The sequence below is a fragment of the Rathayibacter sp. PhB127 genome (genome assembly GCF_003751665.1).
Taxonomy (GTDB): Bacteria; Actinomycetota; Actinomycetes; order Actinomycetales; family Microbacteriaceae; genus Rathayibacter; species Rathayibacter festucae.
The window spans coordinates 510,944-528,471 of the sequence record NZ_RKHW01000002.1 but is presented as its reverse complement, the minus strand read 5'-3'; the positions used below and the strand labels follow the sequence as shown (position 1 = coordinate 528,471).

Sequence of the window (17,528 nt, the reverse complement as noted above, 5' to 3'; positions counted from 1 at the left end):
CGAGGAGTCCCGATGCAGCCCCGTACCGCCCGCACCCTCGGGATCGTCCTCGCCGTCCTCGGTCTCGTCGCCGTGATCGTCGCGATCGTCCTCCTGGTCCGCCCGGCCGACGGCGAGGGAGCTCCGACCTCCACCCCGGTCGCCCCCTCCGCTTCGGCCGCCGCCTCTGCGTCGACCGGACCCACCGAGACCGCGGCCACCGGGCCCGCGACGCAGGCGACCACCCCCGCCACCGGCGCCTCCGCGGCCGCCTCCCCGACCGAGGGCGTCGTCGCCTCGGCCGCTCCCGGCGCCGCCACCGCCGCGGCCGCCGTCCTCTCCTTCACCGCCTCGCCCGCGACGATCGACTGCGCCGGCGACCGCACCGCCTCCGTCCCCGTCGCGCTCTCCTGGCAGACCGAGGGCGGCGTCTCCGCCCGCCTCGCCGTCGGCACCACTGACGCGCAGTCCGGCACCCCCGTCGACCTCAGCGCGACCGGCTACTCCGCCCTCTCCGTCCCCTGCCGCGACGCCGAGACCCTGATCACCCTCGCCGTCGAGTCCCCCGACGGAACCCTCACGCAACGCACCCTCGTCCTCCCCACAGACTGACCCCCCCTCCTCCCCCTGACCTCCTCCCCTCCGCGAGATGCCACTTGTGCACGCGACACGCCGAGGAAAGCGTGCACAAGTGGCATCTCGCGGAGACGGCCGGACGCGCCCGCACGGCAGAATGGAGACGATGACCTCCACCCCGCCTCCGCTCGGCCTGCTCCTCGACGTCGACGGCCCGATCGCCAGCCCGATCAGCCGCACGATCGCCATCGACTCGATCGCCGACGACCTCGTCGCGCTCGCGAACGCCGGCATCCCGCTCGTCTTCAACACCGGCCGCTCCGACGCGTTCCTGCGCGAGCGCGTGCTGCCGCCGCTCCTCGAGCGCGGCGTCTCGGCCGACGCGCGGATCGTCTGCGTCTGCGAGAAGGGCGCCGTCTGGTTCACCGTCGACTACCGCGGCACCTCCGAGCCGATCGTCGACGAGTCGCTCGCGATCCCGGAGGCGGTCGCCCGCGACCTCGAGCGGATGATCCGCGAGGACTACGACGACCTGGTCTTCTTCGACGAGACCAAGCGCGCGATGGTCTCGGCCGAGCAGCTCGTCGACCTCTCCAGCGAGGACTACCTCGAGCGCCAGCTCGTCTTCGACGCCGACGCCCTGCAGATCATGACCGCGGCCGGCCTCGGCGTCGAGCGCCGCGGCATCCGCTACCCGAACGACACCGGCGCCGTCGAGTACCGCATCGACCCGACCGTGATCTCCACCGACATCGAGTCCAACCGCCTCGGCAAGGACCTCGGCGCCCAGCGCGCCGTCGAGCTGCTCGGCGCCACCGGCCCGATCCCGCAGCGCTGGCGCACGGTCGGCGACTCCCGCAGCGACTACGCCATGGCCGACTGGCTCGCCGAGCACGCCTACGACGTCGCCCACGTGGACGTCCGCCCCGCGGAGGGCGTCCCGGACAAGCCGTACCCGATCCTCGTGGTCGACGGCGCGATCAACGACGAGGCCGGCGCCGCCGTACTGCGCCGCTGGACCGAGCTCGTCGCCGACGAGACGACGCCCGAGGTCGGCGACGGCATCTCCCTCCACGTCTCGGACTGATCCGCCAGCCCTCGTCCGCAGGCCCGCGGCCCGTTAGCGTTCGAGGCATGAGAATCGCAGTCACCGGTGGATCCGGGAAACTCGGCCGCAGCGTCGTCACCCGTCTCCGCGAGTCCGGCCACGACGTCTTCGTCCTCGATCGCGCGGGAACGCGCGGCGAGGGCGTCATCAGCATCGACATCACCGACTACGGGCAGGTCGTCGACGCCCTGCAGGCCGTGGGCGACCGCTACGAGGGGATCGACGCGGTCGTGCACCTCGCGGCCGTCCCGGCGCCGGGCATCGTCCCGGACATCGCGACCTTCCAGAACAACATGTCGTCGACCTTCAACGTCTTCCACGCGGCGATCCGCGCGGGCATCCGCAGCATCGTCTACGCGTCCAGCGAGACCGTGCTCGGCCTGCCGTTCGACGTGCCGCCGCCCTACATCCCCGTCGACGAGAAGTACCCGGCCCGCCCGGAGTCGGTCTACTCGCTCACCAAGCACCTCGAGGAGCAGCTCGCGATCGAGCTCTGCCGCTGGCACGAGGACCTGACCATCATCGGCCTGCGCTTCTCCAACGTGATGAACGAGGAGGACTACGCCGAGTTCCCGTCCTTCGACGCCGACGCGACGCTGCGCAAGTGGAACCTCTGGGGCTACATCGACGGCCGCGACGGCGCCCAGGCGGTCGAGAAGGCCCTCGCGCACCGCGAGCCCGGCTTCGACCGCTTCATCATCGCCGCGGCCGACACCGTGATGACCCGCCCGAACGACGAGCTGGTCGCCGAGGTCTTCCCCGGCGTCGAGCTGCGCGGCGAGCTCGGCGTGAACGACACGCTGCTCTCGATCGACCACGCCCGCGAGGTCCTCGGCTACGCTCCCGAGCACTCCTGGCGCGACTCGCAGTAGGCACCACCCGCCTCCGCGCCGCTCCGGCTCGCGGAACACTCTCCGGCTCGCAGGAATCCACGGATCCCGCGAGCCGGAGCCGTTTCCGCGAGCCGAAGCTGCGCCCGGCCGACCTCGGGCTCGCGGATCGGCGTCCGGCTCGCTGGAACCCGCGGTTTCCGCGTGCCGAGGGTGCTTCCGCGTGCCGGAGCTGAGGCGGGGGGACCCTCGGCTCGTGGAACGGTGTCCGGCTCGCTGGAGTCCGCGGTTTCCGCGTTCCGAGGGCGATCCCGCGTGCCGGAGATGTGCCGGAGGTGCGGTGTGGGGAGCTTCGGCTCGTGGAACGGTGTCCGGCTCGCTGGAACCCGCGGTTTCTGCGTGCCGGAGGTGATCGCGCGTGCCGGAGGTGTGCCGGAGGTGCGGTGCGGGGAGCTTGGGCTCGTGGAACGGTGTCCGGCTCGCTGGAGTCCGCGGTTTCTGCGTGCCGGAGGTGATCCCGCGTGCCGGAGGTGTGCCGGAGGTGCGGTGCGCGGAGCTTGGGCTCGTGGAACGGTGTCCGGCTCGCTGGAGTCCGCGGTTTCTGCGTGCCGGAGGTGATCCCGCGTGCCGGAGGTGCGGTGTGGGGAGCTTGGGCTCGTGGAACGGTGTTCGGCTCGCTGGAGTCCGCGGTTTCCGCGTGTCGGAGGTGATCCCGCGTGCCGGAGGTGTGCCGGAGGTGTGGTGCGGGGTGCTTGGGCTCGTGGAAGGGTGTTCGGCTCGCTGGAGTCCGCGGTTTCCGCGTGCCGAGGGCGATCCCGCGTGCCGGAGGTCTCCCACGGGAGCTCCGGCACGTGGAGACGCCTCCGGCTCGCGGGGATCCGAGGATCCCGCGAGCCGGAGGCGTGAGGGCGAGCCGGAGGTGCCGGCTCAGCAGCCGAGGGTCAGCTGGGGATGTAGTTGAACTCGTCCGGGTTCGGGCCGGTGCGCTCGTCGCGGTTGAGCGCGGAGATCGCCGTCATCGACTCGTCGTCCAGCTCGAAGTCGAAGAGCGCGAAGTTCTCCTCCACGCGCTTGCGGGTGACCGACTTCGGGAAGACGATGTCGCCGCGCTGGATGTGCCAGCGCAGGACGACCTGCGCGGGGGAGCGGTCGACGCTGTGCGCGATGCGCACGATCGCCTCGTCGTCCAGGACCTTGCCCTGCGCGATCGGCGACCAGGCCTCGGTCGCGATGCCGTGCTCGACGCCGTAGGCGCGGAGCTCCTCCTGCGTGAGGAAGGGGTGCACCTCGATCTGGTTCACGGCCGGGACGATCGTCGCCTCGGCGCGGAGCCGGTTGAGGTGGTTGGTCTGGAAGTTGGAGACGCCGATCGCCTTCGCCTTGCCGCTGCGGTAGATCTCCTCCATCGCCTTCCAGGTCTCCAGGTAGTCGCCCACCTTCGGCAGCGGCCAGTGGATGAGGAAGAGGTCGACGTAGTCGAACTTCAGCTCGGCGAGGGTGTCGTCGATCGCCTGCAGAGCGTCCTCGCGGGCGTGGAAGCCGTTGTTGAGCTTCGAGGTGACGAAGACCTCGGAGCGGTCGAGGCCGGAGGCGCGCACGGCCTCGCCGACGCCGGCCTCGTTGCCGTACATCTCGGCGGTGTCGATGTGGCGGTAGCCGACCTCGAGGGCGGCGAGCGTCGCGTCCTTGGTCTCGGCGGGGTCGATCTGGAAGACACCGAAGCCCAGCTGCGGGATCTCGACTCCGTTGTTGAGGGTGATCGTGGGGACAGTGTTCGCGTCCGTGCTCATACTCGAGCGTCCTTTCGTCCGGGGATCGGCCGCATCGGAGAGCTTGCGGCCGGAGTACAGTCCACGCCCCGGGGCCTCCCAGGTGCAAGGCCTTGCGCCGCCGGCGAACATCGGCGGTCGTCCGGCGCCATCGGACGCTCGGGGAACGACGAAGGCCCCCGGCACGGATGCCGGGGGCCTTCGGGGGTCGCGTGACTACGCGCGGGACTTGCGGCCGGTGATCGCGCCGTAGATCAGCAGCACGATGATGGCGCCGACGACAGCGAGGATGATGCTGACGAGGTTGAAGCCCATCGGGTCGTCGCGCCCGAAGAGCGCGCCGCCGATGAATCCTCCGAGGAGGGCGCCGACGATGCCGAGGATGATGGTGATGATCCATCCGCCGCCCTGCTTGCCGGGCAGGATGAGCTTTGCGAGTGCGCCGGCGATGAGGCCGAGAACGATCCAACCGATGATGCCCATGATGTGTCTCCTTCGTAGTGTGCTCGACCGGCCGTTCCGGTGCGAGCGTCAACGCCTGTCGTGAAGGCGTCCTTGCAGATGATGTCGATCAGCGGAGTGAGCGCTGCACCTTCGCGCGTGCCTTGTCGGCGACCGCGGTGAAGTGCTTCGCCTCGCGCTTCGAGGTCTTCTTGAGCTTCTTGCGCGTCTTCTTCGTGGCCGGGTCGTTCCACACACCGAGTGCGAGATGGCGGAGCTCTTCGTAGCGTCCGCGGCCGGCGCGGGCGCCGAAGACGTACGCGGCGAGGGCGACGAGCGCCAGCAGGACGAGGCGGGGATTCATGCGGTGACCCTTCCATCGGAGAGAGCACAGGGTCGTGCTCGGCCCCCATTCCACTCTCCTGCGGATGCCGTGACAATTCAGGCCCGGACCGTTGACAACGGCCTCGCGGATCTGCTTGCGCCCGCGCGTAGTAGCAGAGGTGGCTGCGCTCGCGGGAGCGTCAGTGCACCGGGGCGTCCGCGAACCGGTCGTGCAGGTAGGGCCCGTACCCGCCGTCCACGCGGTTGCGTCGGCGCCCGGAGGTGGTCACCTCGCCGCGGTCGGTCGCTCCCACCCGGGCGCCGGCGGCGTGCAGCCGCTCGACCAGCAGGACGTCCTCGTGCAGCGGCTCGCCGCCGAAGCCGCCGGCCGCCAGGTAGGCGCTCGCCCGCACGCCGAGGTTCGCGCCGTGGATGCTGCCGATCGACTCCTCCCGCTCCCGGGTGCGCTGCCAGCGGCCGTACATCTCCGGCGAGAGGTCGGACGGGTCGGGCCGGACCGTGCCGACCAGCGCGTCGTGGTGGCGGGCGTGCTCGACGTGCTCGAGCAGCCACTCCTCCGGCACGACGGTGTCGGCGTCGGTGTTCGCGAGCCAGACCCGGTCGTCCGGAACGGAGCCGGGGACGGAGCCGAGGGAGTGCGCGATTCCGGCCGCCCGCGCCGCGCCGACTCCGCAGCGCTCGAGCTCGAGGACCTCGGCGCCCGCGGCCCGCGCGCGCTCCACCGTCGCGTCCGTGCAGCCGTCGGCCACGACGATAAGGCGGACCGCGATATCGGGGGCGGTGGTGGCGAGGTGCGCGGCGCTCCGGAGGATCGACGCGACGGTGGCGCCGATCCGCTCCTCCTCGTCGTGGGCCGGCACGACCACCAGCAGCTCCTCGATCCGGGTCACAGCAGCCCCGTCCGCCGGGCGACCGAGCGGCCGTCGCGCGAGTGGACCTCGAGCAGGAGGTCCTCCTCCTCGTGTCGGGCGATCCGGTGCAGGCCGAGACCGGCGACGGCGCTCTGGACGGCGTCGCCGTCGAGCTCGAGGCCGTCGATCGGGTGCCGCCAGTGCACGGTGACGAGCTCGCCGGAGGCGGAGAGCCGGTCGCGCACCCCGCGCAGCGTGCGCTCGAGCGTCTCGCGCCCCAGGTAGTAGCCGACCTCGGAGAGCACGATCAGGTCGAACGGACCCTCCGGCACCCCGCGCGTGATGTCGTGGTGCTCGACCCGCACGTGCGCGAGCGCCGCGAGCCGGCGAGCGGCCCGCTCCACGGCGGCCGCGGAGACGTCGATCGCCAGCAGGTGCTCGGCCCGCGCGGCGAGCGCTTCGGCCAGCACGCCGATCGAGGAGCCGATCTCGAGGACGGAGTCGTAGCGGCGCTCGGGCAGGCTCGCGAGGGTGAGGGCGCGCTTGCGCTCCTCGTACCAGCGGCTCGTGTACCCCCAGGGGTCCTCGTGCCGCTCGTACAGCTCGTCGAAGTAGCTCATCCCCGTGTCCTCGTCGCCGGGGCCGCGCCCGTCCGTCCCCCCGAGCCTAGGCAGGATCGGGGCTTCTCTCCGCCACTTGTCGGTCGGATCGCCGTGCGCTAGCTCCGTGCGGGCCATCAGCGGACCCGGATCAGGCGGTCGTCGCCGGCAAAGGCCCGGACGAAGCGCGGGTGGAGGACCGGGGCGATCCCGCCGGGTCCCGGCGCGGTCTGGCTCGGATAGCGCTCGCGGGCGCGGGCCTTCCGCTCCCGCAGGTCCTCGTCGGCCTGGACGCGGACGAGCGCCGGCCACGGCACCTCGGCGTCGTCGGGTGCGGCCCAGTGCCAGAGCCAGATCGGCGCCGCGAGCAGCGGGTGGCCGAGGGTGGCGGCCGCCTCGGCGCAGACCTCGCCGACGACGCGGTGATCGCGGTGGCCGTCGCCGGTCCAGGTGGAGAGCAGGAGGACCCGGCCGTGTTCGGCGGCGGCGCGGGCGAGCACCTCCGCGAGGATCCGGTCGCGGTGCTCGGGGGTGCCGGAGTCGGGGACGTCGAGGAAGGCGAGTCCGATCCCGGGGCCGAGCTCATCGAGCGCGGCCCGTGCCTCGGCGCGGCGCTCGGCGACGAGGGCGGCCGCGGCCCCGGGGGAGGAGGCGCCGTGCGCCGCGCCGCCGTCCGTCACGATCACGACGTCCACGGGGACGCCGAGGTGGCGGGCCAGGGCGATCGTGCCGCCGCAGCCGAGCGTCTCGTCATCGGCGTGCGCGACCACGACGAGCACGCGGTCGACGGAGAGGAGTGCGTGCTCCGGAAGTACCGGCAGCCGGTCGAGCCGCCCGTCCTCGCGCCAGCGCTCGACCGGGGTTCCCTCGAGGTGACCGTCGAACTCGATGACGCGGCTCACCACTCCTCCGTCTCGCCGCTGGCGAGGACCGCTCGGCCGAGGGCCGCGTCGTCGCGCTCGGCGTGGTGCTGGCGGACGTAGAGGGCGAGGTCGGCGACCCGCTTCGCGTGCTCCGCGTCGAGCGCGAGCGGAGCCGGTCCGAGCGCGCGGCCGGCGCGCAGCAGGATCTCCTCCACGGCGCTCGCGACCGTGCCGCGGACCCGCTTGGCCAGCAGCGCGCCGCGCGCGCCCTCGGCCTCGCCCGCGTCGATCAGCGCCGAGGCCTCGTCGAGCGCGCGCCGCCCGGCGGACAGGGCGGTATCCACCGCGCCGAGGTGCGCGAGCAGGTGCGGGTCCTCGCGGCGGGCGGCCGCCCGGGCCAGCGTCGCGGCGACGCCACGAGCCCCGCCGAGCCAGCAGGCGGCGACGCCGATCCCGCCCCAGCCGAAGCCGGGTCGCGAGAGGTACCAGCCGGGAGCGCCGACCTCCTGGGCGCGCGCACCGGCGAAGCGCACCGGCCCGCTCGGGATCTCGGTCAGCCCGCGGGGGTGCCAGGCGTTCTTCTCCGGGGTCGCGGTGCCGTCGCCGAGGCGCACGGCGAAGAGGCGGCGCTCGCCGGAGCCCTCGCCGACGTGCGCCGTGATCAGCGCCGCGTCCAGGCGGCCGGCCAGCGAGCACCAGGGCTTCACGCCGTCCAGCCGCCAGGCGTCGCCCTCGGGAGTCGCGACGAGCGGCTCGTCGCCGCCCTCCGCCGCGAAGACGCCCCAGACCGCGTCGTCCTGGACGCCGAGGTCCGCGGCCGACAGGCCTGCCTCACCGAGGATCGCGAGCGCGTCGAGGTGCGGCTCGATCGCGCGGGCGACGCCGAGGTCGTGCCGGGCCAGGCGCTCGAGCAGGCCGTGCAGCTCGGCGGTGCGGCCGGTGCCGGGCCGCGGCGGGTCGGCGGAGAGGGTGCGGGCGAGGGCCAGAGCGCCGTCGACGTCGCCGGGAAGGGAGGCGGGAGCGAGCGATTCCATCCCCCTGGACGCTACGCGGTCGGCGCAGCGCCCGCCCCGGATTGTCCGGGGGAGGGCTCGGTGGTAGCGCCGCGCATGTCCAGGGCGGTGATGCGGCGCAGGAGGACGGCGAAGAGCTCGACGTCGCCCGCGTCCCAGCGGCGCAGCTCCTCGTGCATCAGCGCCTGGCGGGAGCTGCGGATCGCCCGCATCCGCTCGGCGGTCTCCGGCGGCACCGAGAGGATCGTCGCGCGCCCGTCGTCCGGGTCGGGGGAGCGCTGCAGCAGACCGAGGCGGTCGAGCGCCGAGATCTGCCGGCTGATCGAGGACTTGTCCGTCTCGAGCAGCTCGGCCAGGGCGCCGGAGTGCATCGGGCCGCGCCGCTCCAGGGTGGCGAGCGTCCGGTACCCGGCGGTGCTGAGGTCGGGGTGCAGGCGCTCGGCGGCCGAGCGCATCGCGTCGCGCACCCGGTTGAAGAGGGTGCTCAGCTCGCCCTCGACGGCGGCGATCGCGGCGTCGGTCGTGCTTTCGGTCGCGCCCTCGGTCGCGCGGTCGCCTTCGGCGTGCCCGCCGGGCTCGGGGTCGGGAGGGGAGGACGGGCCGGTCATCCCTCCAGCATCCCGTGTCGATCCGACTTGCGCACGGCCCCGTCCACGTCGTACGCTTCCCGAAGCCAAAGACCGCCGGTTTCCGGTGTGCGCACGAGCAGGGCCCAGGCCCCGCGGATCGCCACCGGACGAAGGATTCGCGAAGCGAATGGCCCGCGCAGGTGTGCAAGAGATGTGTTCCGCGTTCATCGCGATCCCCAGGCTCCCGCGCTCCTGCGCCGGAGCCTTTTTCTTTGCGTGCCTTCGGGCTACCGGCACGAGAATTCACAGGAGTAGCCATGGCGAACAAGGAAGCCTCGGTCGCCGAACTCACGGAGAAGTTCCAGAGTTCGACCGCCGTTCTGCTGACCGAGTACCGCGGTCTCACTGTTGCTCAGCTCAAGACGCTGCGCAAGGACATCAGTGAGCACGCGACCTACGCCGTGGTGAAGAACACGCTGACCAAGATCGCGGCGAACAACGCCGGGATCTCGTCCTTCGACGCCGAGCTCGCTGGCCCTTCGGCCATCGCGTTCGTGCACGGCGACCCCGTCGCCGTCGCGAAGTCGCTGCGTGCCTTCGCCAAGGCAAACCCTCTCCTCGTGGTCAAGGGCGGTTACTTCGACGGTAACCCGCTGACCGCGGAAGAGGTGGGAAAGCTCGCCGACCTCGAGTCCCGTGAAGTGCTGCTCGGCAAGCTCGCCGGCGCCTTCAAGGCCTCGCTCTTCGGTGCCGCTTACCTGTTCCAGGCGCCGCTGTCCAAGGCCGTTCGCACGGTCGAGGCACTGCGCGAGAAGCAGGAGTCCGCGAGCTGACGCTTCCCTCCGGGAGGCAGTGCGCACGCGGTTCGTAGACAAGAAACAACAAGGAGAAAAATCATGGCAAAGCTCACGCAGGACGAGCTCATCGAGGCCTTCAAGGAGCTCACGCTCATCGAGCTCTCTGAGTTCGTGAAGAAGTTCGAAGAGGTCTTCGAGGTCACCGCCGCCGCGCCCGTCGCCGCCGCTGGTGTCGCCGGCCCGGCCGCCCCGGCCGAAGAGGTCGAGGAGCAGACCGAGTTCGACGTCGTGCTCGAGGCCGCCGGCGAGAAGAAGATCCAGGTCATCAAGGAGGTCCGCGCGCTCACCAGCCTCGGCCTCGGCGAGGCGAAGGCTGTCGTCGACGGCGCCCCCAAGGCTGTCCTCGAGGCCGTCAACAAGGAGACCGCCGAGAAGGCCAAGGCTCAGCTCGAGGCCGCCGGCGCGACCGTCACCGTCAAGTAATCCCCTCGCACCCGTCAGGGTGCACGGGTCCTCCCTCGGGCGGGCCCACCGGCGCAGGGCGTCGTCTCCTCGGAGGCGGCGCCCTTCGTCGTTCCCGCTCGTCGTCCACCTGTCCTCCCAGCGCTGTCATCCCCGCGCTGTCGTGGCCGCCCCGGCGTCCCCGACCGGGGGTGATCGGCCTCCCCGGTGCGGCGCGACGCAGCCTCTAGAATCGGCGGGTGACTGCTATCGATCCGCTCGCAGGCCTGCCGGCCCGCGACGTGCCGCCCAGCGAGGTCTCGCTGAGCGAGCTGCTGAGCGACTTCGTCTCGGTGACGCACCGGATCACCCGCCTCGCGGCGCAGGCCACCGACAACCAGGAGTCGCAGGCGGTCTGGCGCACGCTGTCGGTGCTGCTGTCGATGGGGCCGATGCGCCTGGGCGAGCTGGCGACCCAGAGCCGCGTCTCGCAGCCCACGATGACCAAGATCGTGAAGAACCTCGTCGAGGCCGGCTGGCTCGACCGCATCGCCGACCCGGTGGACGCGCGGGCCTGGCAGATCCGCCTCGCGCCCGACGGCGCCGCCGCGCTGACCGCGTGGCGCACCCAGCTGGGCGACGCCCTCACGCCGATCTTCGCCGACCTCCGCCCCGAGGACCGCCGCGTCCTCGAGCGAGCCGTCGAGATCATGCACGAGCGCCTCGTCGTCGCCCCCCGCGACTGACCCCGGCCTCTCCCTGCTGGTCGAGCAGCCCCGGAGGGGCGTATCGAGACCCGCGGTCGTCAGCAGTGTGTGCCGGCGGTGGGCGATCTCGATACGCCCGCTGCGCGGGCTACTCGATCAGCAGGGAGGGCCGCGCCGCTCCGGGCCGGGTCGGCCGGGGGTGCAGGATGAGCGGGTGCAGATGCGACTCGAACTCGTCCCCGTGCCCGTCTCCGACGTCGATCGGGCGCTGGCGTTCTACGCGGACGTCGTCGGCTTCCACGTCGACCACGACGTCCGGCCCTCGCCGTCGATGCGGGTCGTCCAGCTGACACCGCCCGGCTCCTCCTGCTCGATCGTGATCGGCTCCGGGATGGGGCCCGGACCCGAGGCCGGCGTCGTCCGCGGGCTGCACCTCGTCGTCGACGACATCGATGCCGCCCGTGCCGAGCTGGTCGGGCGCGGTCTCGAGCTGTCGGACGTGCAGGACATGGGCGGCGTGAAGTACGCCCACTTCGCCGACCCCGACGGCAACACCTGGTCCCTCCAGGAGATCGGCTCCCGCACTCCGCCCGCCTGAGCGGCGGCGCTCGCTTCCAATGCTGGTCGAGTAGCCCCGCAGGGGCGTATCGAGACCTGCGGTCGTCAGCAGTGGTGTTGCCGGTGGTGGATCTCGATACGCCCGCTCCGCGGGCTACTCGATCAGCAAAGAAGCGCGCGCTGCGAGGCGCGTCGGGACGATGGTGCGCAAGCCCCGAGGCGTGTCCGCCCCGCGTCAGTCCTCGGGCCAGCGGACGCGGGCGCCCGAGTCGGGGTGCTTGCGGAGCCAGGCCGCGACGAAGGGGCAGCGGGGGACGACCGTGCCGCCCGCCTCGGTCACCGCGAGGACCGCGGCGCGGGCGAGCACGCTGCCGAGGCCGTGGCCCTCCCAGGCGTCGTCGACGACGGTGTGGGTCAGCACGACCTCGTCGCCGTGGCGGACGTAGGCCGCGAAGCCGGCCGTCTCGCCGCCGACGGAGATCTCGAAGCGGGAGCGCTCGGGCGCATCGCGGACGACGGGGGAGGGGGACTCGGAGTCGCTCATGCTCCGATTCTCGCGCCCCGCGGCGCCGACGTGCTGGTGCGGATGACGAGCGAGGCGGGGATGGTCGTGTGCCGGGCGGGCGGCGGCGCCTCGCCCCGGGCGATCGCGGCCAGCGCCTCCAGCACGAGGGCGACGGCGAGCTCGCCCTGCTGCCGCGGGTCCTGCCGGATCGAGCTCAGGCCGAACAGCTCGGCCAGCGGGTGGTCGTCGATCCCGATGATCGAGACGTCCTCCGGCACCGAGAGCCCGAGCTCGCGCGCGGCGAGGATGATCCCGATCCCGATCTCGTCGGAGGCGGCGAAGATCGCGGTCGGCCGGGTCCGCGGATCGCCCAGCACCTGACGTCCGGCCCGGTGCCCGCCGGGGATGTCGAACCGGGTCGGCACGAAGTGGCCGGCCTCGCGCTCGAGTCCCGCCGCAGCGAGGGCCTGCGAGAAGCCCTCGTGGCGCTTGGTGTGCACGTGGAAGTCCATCTCCTCCTCCGCCAGTCCGCCGATGTGGACGATGCGCTCGTGGCCGAGGGAGAGCAGGTGCTCCGTGGCGAGCCGGGCCGCGGCGACGTCGTCGATGCTGAAGGTCGGGATGCCGGGGAGTGAGCCGCCGATCCCGACGATCGGCTTGCCCAGAGCGAGCAGCGCCTCCGTCTCGTCGGGCGAGATCTCGAGGGTGACCGCGACGATCGCGTCGACGCGCTTGCGCACCAGGTAGTACTCGAAGACGCTGCGGCGCGCGTCGTGGTGCTTGTCGATGTTGTAGAGGAGCAGGTCGTAGCCGGCGGCGAGCAGGGCCCGCTCGATGCCCTCGATGATCCCGCCGAAGAACCACTGGTTGATGACGGGGATGATCACCGCGACGTTGTTGCTGCGCCCGGTGACGAGGCTCGAGGCGTTGGCCGACACGACGTAGCCGAGGCTCGACGCGGCGTGCTCGACCCGCTGCTTCGTCCCGGCGGAGACGTAGCCGCGGCCGCTCAGGGCGCGCGAGACGGTCGCCTTCGACACTCCCGCGAGCTCGGCGACCTCTTCGATGCCTGGCACGGCGTTCCTCCCGGACCGTCCGGCGTCGGTGCTGGAAACGGTTCCAGAAAGTTATACCCCGCGCGCGGGGCGGCCGGAGCATCGAGATCGATCTCCAGCCGACCACCGGCCCGGATTCTCGCGGTTCGTCGCCGGATCGTTATCTCAGAGAGCGCTCTATCACCGCCGTTGTGCTTTCATCGATCTTGTGGAAAGGTTTCCCTCCGTGGAGGCCCGAGCCACACGAACCCGGTGTTCCGCTCGGAGAGTCTCCGCACGGAACCACCAACAGCATCCGAGTCGTCGCAGCACCTGCTTCGAGTCGCCTCAGCCCGCCGGCCCGCCGGACGGCACCGGCCCTCGGCTGAACCACCACTCAATGAGGAGGAACCATGCGGTCATCCCTGCACCGCCGTATCACCCTTCCCGTCGCCGTTCTCGCAGCGGCCGGGATCGCCCTCGCCGGCTGCTCGAGCAGCAGCGACCCGAACGACCCGAACGCGGGCGGCGGCAGCTCCGCCGGCACCGTGGGCACCGCCGACGGCGTCGTCAACATCTACGGCACCATCAACGGCGACGAGGCCACCCTTCTCGAGCAGTCCTGGGCGGACTGGGAGAAGGAGTCGGGCATCGACATCAAATACACCGGCGACAAGGAGTTCGAGAAGCAGATCGGCATCAAGGTCCAGGGTGGCGACACCCCCGACCTCGCGATCTTCCCGCAGCCGGGTCTGCTCGCCGACACCGTCGCCTCCGGCAAGGTCCAGGAGCTGCCCGAGGGCGCCCTGACCAACGTCCAGAACAACTGGTCCGAGGACTGGCAGAAGTACGGCCAGGTCGACGGCACCCAGTACGGCGCGCCGCTGATGGCCTCCGTCAAGGGCTACATCTGGTACTCGCCGAAGAAGTTCGCCGAGTGGGGCGTCTCCGTGCCCACCACGTGGGACGAGATGGAGGCGCTGGGCAAGACCATCGCCGAGAAGACCGGCGGACCGTCCTGGTGCGCGGGCTTCAACTCCGGTGAGGCGTCCGGCTGGCCGGGCACCGACTGGATCGAGGACGCGGTCCTCCGCGAGGCCGGCCCCGACGTGTACGACTCCTGGGTCGCGGGCGACACCCCGTTCACCGACCCCGAGATCAAGGCGGCCTTCGACAAGGTCGGCTCGATCCTCCTCGACCCGACGCTGGTCAACGCCGGCTACGGCGACGTCTCCTCGATCAACTCGACCGCCTTCGGCGACGTCGCGCAGAACGTCGCCAACGGCACCTGCGCGCTGACCCACCAGGCCTCGTTCTTCGAGGGCTTCCTGATCTCGGCCGGCGCCAACGTGGCCGAGGACGGCGACGTCTGGGCCTTCCTCACCCCGCCGGCCGAGGCGGGCGACGCCCAGGCCGTCACCGGTGGTGGCGAGATGGTCGCCGCGTTCTCGAACGACGAGGACACCGCGAAGGTCCAGGAGTACCTGGCCAGCGCGGACTGGGCCAACAGCCGCGTCAAGCTCGGTGGCGTCATCTCGGCGAACACCGGCCTCGACGCCGCCAACGCCGGCAGCGACATCCTGAAGGACTCCATCGGAATCCTCCAGGACCCGGAGACCACCTTCCGCTTCGACGGCTCGGACCTCATGCCGAAGTCCGTCGGCGCCGACAGCTTCTGGAAGGGCATGGTCGACTGGATCGACGGCTCGAGCACCGATCAGGTCCTCGAGGAGATCCAGGCCGGCTACACCTCCTAGCAGTCGCGGAGAGGGCCGTCGCTCCCCGGAGCGGCGGCCCTCGACCGATGCCCGTCCGGCCGGATCGCACCCGCGGTCCGGCCGGACCGGGCCTCACCAGAGTTCAGAGTCGCACTCGAAAGGGCGTCCATGTCCGGCTTCTTCCAGTGGCTGGCGAGCATCCCCCCGCTCGCGCAGATCCCCATCATCCTTCTGGCGTTCGCGGCGGTCGTCGCGATCATCCTCTTCTTCGTCGAGATCGCCCCGCGGCGCGGCACCGGCTACACGATCCTCCGCCTCGCCGTCACCGTCCTGCTCCCGGTGGTCCTCCTCCTCGCGTTCGGCCTCTACAACTCGGTGATGTGGGTCGCGGTCGTCGCGGCGGTCATCGGCGGCATCCTCTTCCTGCTCGATTTCCGGTCCCGCAAAGGCGCGGGCTACGGACTGCAGCTGATCGCGTTCATGGCTCCGGCCGCCTTCTTCATCCTGATCGGCCTGATCTACCCGACGATCACGACCGCGCTGAACGCCTTCATGAAGAACGACGGCTCCGGCTTCGCCGGTCTCGACAACTTCATCTGGGTCTTCACCAGCCCGGACGGTGTGACCGCCTTCCTCAACACCGTGGTCTGGGTGCTCCTCGCCCCGATCACCGCCACCGCGATCGGCCTGGCCTACGCGGTGTTCATCGACAAGAGCCGGGGTGAGAAGTTCTTCAAGCTGCTGGTCTTCATGCCGATGGCGATCTCGTTCGTCGGCGCGTCGATCATCTTCAAGTTCTTCTACGACACCCGCCAGGGCGAGCAGATCGGTGTCCTCAACGGCATCCTCACCGCGTTCGGCGGCTCGCCCGTCGACTGGCTGGGCCTCGAGCCGTGGAACACCCTGTTCCTCGTCGTCGTGCTGATCTGGACCCAGGCCGGCTTCGCGATGACGGTCCTCTCGGCCGCCATCAAGGGCGTCCCGTCCGAGCAGCTGGAAGCGGCGTCGCTGGACGGCACCAACGCGTGGCAGTCGTTCTGGAACGTCGTCGTCCCGGGCATCCGCTCCTCGATCGTGGTCGTGCTGACCACGATCTCGATCGCGTCGCTGAAGGTCTTCGACATCGTCTCGGCGATGACCGGCGGCCGCTCCGACACCACCGTCCTCGCCTTCGAGATGGTGCGCCAGTTCCAGCTCGGCGCCCGCAGCGGCTACAGCGCGGCCCTCGCGGTCATCCTGTTCCTGCTCGTGCTCCCGATCGTCGTCTACAACGCCCGCCAGCTCGCCAAGCAGAGGGAGATCCGATGAGCGTCACGCCCACTCCGATCCAGGTTCCGGTCGACCGCAGCACCGAGCGCGCGCTCGCCCGCGGCGAGTCCAAGATCGAGGCGGCCAGCGGCAAGGTCCGCAAAGCCACCACCTCGCGCGGAGCGACCCTCGCGGCCGCGATCATCGCGGCGATCTGGACCATCCCGACCCTCGGGCTGTTCATCTCGTCGTTCCGCCCCGCGAACGACATCAAGACCACCGGCTGGTGGACGATCTTCGCCAACCCCGGCTTCACCCTCGACAACTACGCGAACGCGCTCAACTCCGGCGACAGCCTGACCCTGGGCAAGGCGTTCGTGAACTCACTGGTCATCACGCTCCCGGCGGCGCTGATCCCGATCACGATCGCCAGCCTCGCGGCCTACGCGTTCGCGTGGATCGACTTCAAGGGCCGCAACACGCTCTTCGTGCTCGTGTTCTCGCTCCAGATCGTGCCGATCCAGATGGCCCTCGTCCCGCTGCTGCAGCTGTTCTCGGACGGCCTGCGCATCGGCAACCTCTACATCCTCCCCGGGCTCGGGGTGAACGGGTTGGACGGCTCGTACGCGAAGGTGTGGATCGCGCACACGATCTTCGCGCTCCCGCTCGCGATCTTCATGCTGCACAACTTCATCTCGGAGATCCCCGGCGAGGTCATCGAGGCCGCCCGCGTGGACGGAGCCGGCCACGGCCAGATCTTCTTCCGCATCGTGCTGCCGCTGTCGGTCCCGGCGATCGCCTCGTTCGGCATCTTCCAGTTCCTCTGGGTCTGGAACGACCTGCTGGTCGCGACGGTCTTCACCTCCGGACAGGGCTTGCCGATCACGAAGGCGTTGCAGGACCTCTCGGGCTCGTACGGCCAGTCGTGGGAGCTCCTCACGGCCGGCGCGTTCATCTCGATCATCGTCCCGCTGATCGTGTTCTTCGCCCTCCAGCGCTTCTTCGTCCGCGGCCTCCTCGCCGGCGCCACGAAGGGCTGATCTCCGTTCCGTCCGGAGGCCCGGGTCCTGCTCACGCAGGGCCCGGGCCTCCTGTCGTTCCCGGCTCGTCGGTGCGGGGGTGCCCCCATGCTGATCGAGCAGCCCGCGAAGCGGGCCGCTCCTGCTGATCGAGTAGCCCGCGAAGCGGGCCGCTCATGCTGGTCGAGTAGCCCGCGAAGCGGGCGTATCGAGATCCACCACCGTCAGTACCTGAGTCCGCAGACCCGCCGTGCTGGTGACGTCGGGTCTCGATACGCCCCTGCGGGGCTACTCGACCAGCATGGGTGAGCGCGCTGCGCCGCTCAGGATGAGCGCGATGGCGAGGCGGGCCGGACAGGCATGCCGCGGACGGTCGGTGGTCCATGCAGGTCGAGTAGCCGCGGGACGCGGCGTATCGAGACCCGGGGAGCGGAGTCCGCGGAACGCGGCCCGTCAGGGTCGGCAGGGTCGCCGCCGCGGGCCCGCCGCTGAGCACATCTTCGCCGTGGGCGGAAGCCGCGGGCGGTGTCGGCGGCCGGGGTTATGGTCGAGCGATGA

20 protein-coding genes are annotated in these 17,528 nt (G+C 71.2%); 10 read left to right on the top strand and 10 right to left on the bottom strand.

All coding sequences use genetic code 11. The features are described 5' to 3' along the window. Nucleotides 1-12 precede the first annotated feature (12 nt). From EDF22_RS12820 to EDF22_RS12810, 3 genes are all read left to right on the top strand, one after another. Entirely contained in the window at nt 13-591 is a 579-nt protein-coding gene (locus tag EDF22_RS12820) for a hypothetical protein (RefSeq protein ID WP_123705277.1), read from the top strand. 130 nt (nt 592-721) lie between these two features. Further along, on the top strand, nt 722-1,642 hold the full coding sequence (locus EDF22_RS12815; RefSeq protein ID WP_185038907.1) for a hypothetical protein: 921 nt from the start codon (nt 722-724) through the stop codon (nt 1,640-1,642). 47 nt (nt 1,643-1,689) lie between these two features. Beyond that, nucleotides 1,690-2,535, top strand: a complete 846-nt coding sequence (locus tag EDF22_RS12810) for an NAD(P)-dependent oxidoreductase (protein WP_123447800.1) — start codon at nt 1,690-1,692, stop codon at nt 2,533-2,535. An 899-nt stretch (nt 2,536-3,434) separates the two neighbouring features. On the opposite strand, the gene EDF22_RS12805 is transcribed toward EDF22_RS12810, so the two are convergent. The 8 genes from EDF22_RS12805 to EDF22_RS12770 form a co-directional block, all read right to left on the bottom strand. Continuing rightward, complete coding sequence (locus tag EDF22_RS12805) at nt 3,435-4,283, bottom strand: aldo/keto reductase (RefSeq protein WP_123447799.1); 849 nt, start codon at nt 4,281-4,283, stop codon at nt 3,435-3,437. 195 nt (nt 4,284-4,478) lie between these two features. Then, the gene (locus EDF22_RS12800; protein ID WP_056041656.1) at nt 4,479-4,745 is read right to left on the bottom strand and encodes a GlsB/YeaQ/YmgE family stress response membrane protein; all 267 of its coding nucleotides are present in this window, start codon (nt 4,743-4,745) and stop codon (nt 4,479-4,481) included. Between the two features lie 88 nt (nt 4,746-4,833). Then, nucleotides 4,834-5,067 (bottom strand): YtxH domain-containing protein, encoded by a 234-nt coding sequence (locus EDF22_RS12795; RefSeq protein ID WP_123447798.1) that lies wholly within the window; start codon nt 5,065-5,067, stop codon nt 4,834-4,836. 160 nt (nt 5,068-5,227) lie between these two features. After that, nucleotides 5,228-5,938, bottom strand: coding sequence for a glycosyltransferase family 2 protein (locus EDF22_RS12790; protein ID WP_123705275.1), 711 nt, complete (start codon nt 5,936-5,938; stop codon nt 5,228-5,230). Then, nucleotides 5,935-6,519 carry an SAM-dependent methyltransferase gene (locus tag EDF22_RS12785; RefSeq protein WP_123705274.1) on the bottom strand — a complete coding sequence of 195 codons (585 nt, stop codon included), beginning with the start codon at nt 6,517-6,519 and terminating at the stop codon, nt 5,935-5,937. Before EDF22_RS12785 ends, EDF22_RS12790 begins: the two co-directional genes overlap by 4 nt. Before the next feature lie 116 nt (nt 6,520-6,635). After that, nucleotides 6,636-7,400: a PIG-L deacetylase family protein gene (locus EDF22_RS12780; RefSeq protein ID WP_185020504.1), complete on the bottom strand. Its 765-nt coding sequence runs from the start codon at nt 7,398-7,400 to the stop codon at nt 6,636-6,638. Beyond that, nucleotides 7,397-8,395 (bottom strand): acyl-CoA/acyl-ACP dehydrogenase, encoded by a 999-nt coding sequence (locus EDF22_RS12775; protein ID WP_123705272.1) that lies wholly within the window; start codon nt 8,393-8,395, stop codon nt 7,397-7,399. Before EDF22_RS12775 ends, EDF22_RS12780 begins: the two co-directional genes overlap by 4 nt. 11 nt (nt 8,396-8,406) lie before the next feature. Continuing rightward, nucleotides 8,407-8,982 carry a MarR family winged helix-turn-helix transcriptional regulator gene (locus tag EDF22_RS12770; RefSeq protein WP_185038905.1) on the bottom strand — a complete coding sequence of 192 codons (576 nt, stop codon included), beginning with the start codon at nt 8,980-8,982 and terminating at the stop codon, nt 8,407-8,409. Between the two features lie 278 nt (nt 8,983-9,260). Here EDF22_RS12770 and rplJ point away from each other — a divergent pair, with 278 nt between their 5' ends. The 4 genes from rplJ to EDF22_RS12750 all read left to right on the top strand — a co-directional run bounded on the left by rplJ (nt 9,261) and on the right by EDF22_RS12750 (nt 11,486). After that, entirely contained in the window at nt 9,261-9,776 is a 516-nt protein-coding gene (rplJ, locus tag EDF22_RS12765; protein ID WP_123447792.1) for a 50S ribosomal protein L10, read from the top strand. 63 nt (nt 9,777-9,839) lie between these two features. Next, nucleotides 9,840-10,223: a 50S ribosomal protein L7/L12 gene (gene rplL / locus EDF22_RS12760; RefSeq protein WP_055791021.1), complete on the top strand. Its 384-nt coding sequence runs from the start codon at nt 9,840-9,842 to the stop codon at nt 10,221-10,223. Nucleotides 10,224-10,441: 218 nt separating this feature from the next. Further along, on the top strand, nt 10,442-10,927 hold the full coding sequence (locus EDF22_RS12755) for a MarR family winged helix-turn-helix transcriptional regulator (RefSeq protein ID WP_260300742.1): 486 nt from the start codon (nt 10,442-10,444) through the stop codon (nt 10,925-10,927). Between the two features lie 181 nt (nt 10,928-11,108). Continuing rightward, nucleotides 11,109-11,486: a VOC family protein gene (locus EDF22_RS12750; protein ID WP_123705607.1), complete on the top strand. Its 378-nt coding sequence runs from the start codon at nt 11,109-11,111 to the stop codon at nt 11,484-11,486. A gap of 195 nt (nt 11,487-11,681) precedes the next feature. On the opposite strand, the gene EDF22_RS12745 is transcribed toward EDF22_RS12750, so the two are convergent. Together EDF22_RS12745 and EDF22_RS12740 are read right to left on the bottom strand one after the other, a co-directional pair. Next, nucleotides 11,682-11,990 carry a GNAT family N-acetyltransferase gene (locus EDF22_RS12745; protein ID WP_123705270.1) on the bottom strand — a complete coding sequence of 103 codons (309 nt, stop codon included), beginning with the start codon at nt 11,988-11,990 and terminating at the stop codon, nt 11,682-11,684. Next, nucleotides 11,987-13,027 carry a LacI family DNA-binding transcriptional regulator gene (locus tag EDF22_RS12740; protein WP_123705269.1) on the bottom strand — a complete coding sequence of 347 codons (1,041 nt, stop codon included), beginning with the start codon at nt 13,025-13,027 and terminating at the stop codon, nt 11,987-11,989. The genes EDF22_RS12745 and EDF22_RS12740 overlap by 4 nt, the downstream gene beginning before the upstream one ends. A gap of 371 nt (nt 13,028-13,398) precedes the next feature. Here EDF22_RS12740 and EDF22_RS12735 point away from each other — a divergent pair, with 371 nt between their 5' ends. The 3 genes from EDF22_RS12735 to EDF22_RS12725 all read left to right on the top strand — a co-directional run bounded on the left by EDF22_RS12735 (nt 13,399) and on the right by EDF22_RS12725 (nt 16,991). After that, nucleotides 13,399-14,742, top strand: a complete 1,344-nt coding sequence (locus EDF22_RS12735; protein ID WP_123447789.1) for an ABC transporter substrate-binding protein — start codon at nt 13,399-13,401, stop codon at nt 14,740-14,742. Between the two features lie 129 nt (nt 14,743-14,871). Then, nucleotides 14,872-16,011: a carbohydrate ABC transporter permease gene (locus tag EDF22_RS12730; protein ID WP_123705268.1), complete on the top strand. Its 1,140-nt coding sequence runs from the start codon at nt 14,872-14,874 to the stop codon at nt 16,009-16,011. Then, on the top strand, nt 16,008-16,991 hold the full coding sequence (locus EDF22_RS12725) for a carbohydrate ABC transporter permease (RefSeq protein ID WP_123447787.1): 984 nt from the start codon (nt 16,008-16,010) through the stop codon (nt 16,989-16,991). The genes EDF22_RS12730 and EDF22_RS12725 overlap by 4 nt, the downstream gene beginning before the upstream one ends. The last annotated feature ends 537 nt before the right edge of the window (nt 16,992-17,528 follow it).

Coding starts and splice junctions, on each gene's coding strand:
- EDF22_RS12820 (WP_123705277.1), top strand. CDS start 13: ATGCAGCCCCGTACCGCCCGCACCCTCGGGATCGTCCTCGCCGTCCTC.
- EDF22_RS12815 (WP_185038907.1), top strand. CDS start 722: ATGACCTCCACCCCGCCTCCGCTCGGCCTGCTCCTCGACGTCGACGGC.
- EDF22_RS12810 (WP_123447800.1), top strand. CDS start 1,690: ATGAGAATCGCAGTCACCGGTGGATCCGGGAAACTCGGCCGCAGCGTC.
- EDF22_RS12805 (WP_123447799.1), bottom strand. CDS start 4,283: ATGAGCACGGACGCGAACACTGTCCCCACGATCACCCTCAACAACGGA.
- EDF22_RS12800 (WP_056041656.1), bottom strand. CDS start 4,745: ATGGGCATCATCGGTTGGATCGTTCTCGGCCTCATCGCCGGCGCACTC.
- EDF22_RS12795 (WP_123447798.1), bottom strand. CDS start 5,067: ATGAATCCCCGCCTCGTCCTGCTGGCGCTCGTCGCCCTCGCCGCGTAC.
- EDF22_RS12785 (WP_123705274.1), bottom strand. CDS start 6,519: ATGAGCTACTTCGACGAGCTGTACGAGCGGCACGAGGACCCCTGGGGG.
- EDF22_RS12775 (WP_123705272.1), bottom strand. CDS start 8,395: ATGGAATCGCTCGCTCCCGCCTCCCTTCCCGGCGACGTCGACGGCGCT.
- EDF22_RS12770 (WP_185038905.1), bottom strand. CDS start 8,982: ATGACCGGCCCGTCCTCCCCTCCCGACCCCGAGCCCGGCGGGCACGCC.
- rplJ (WP_123447792.1), top strand. CDS start 9,261: ATGGCGAACAAGGAAGCCTCGGTCGCCGAACTCACGGAGAAGTTCCAG.
- rplL (WP_055791021.1), top strand. CDS start 9,840: ATGGCAAAGCTCACGCAGGACGAGCTCATCGAGGCCTTCAAGGAGCTC.
- EDF22_RS12750 (WP_123705607.1), top strand. CDS start 11,109: ATGCGACTCGAACTCGTCCCCGTGCCCGTCTCCGACGTCGATCGGGCG.
- EDF22_RS12745 (WP_123705270.1), bottom strand. CDS start 11,990: ATGAGCGACTCCGAGTCCCCCTCCCCCGTCGTCCGCGATGCGCCCGAG.
- EDF22_RS12735 (WP_123447789.1), top strand. CDS start 13,399: ATGCGGTCATCCCTGCACCGCCGTATCACCCTTCCCGTCGCCGTTCTC.
- EDF22_RS12730 (WP_123705268.1), top strand. CDS start 14,872: ATGTCCGGCTTCTTCCAGTGGCTGGCGAGCATCCCCCCGCTCGCGCAG.
- EDF22_RS12725 (WP_123447787.1), top strand. CDS start 16,008: ATGAGCGTCACGCCCACTCCGATCCAGGTTCCGGTCGACCGCAGCACC.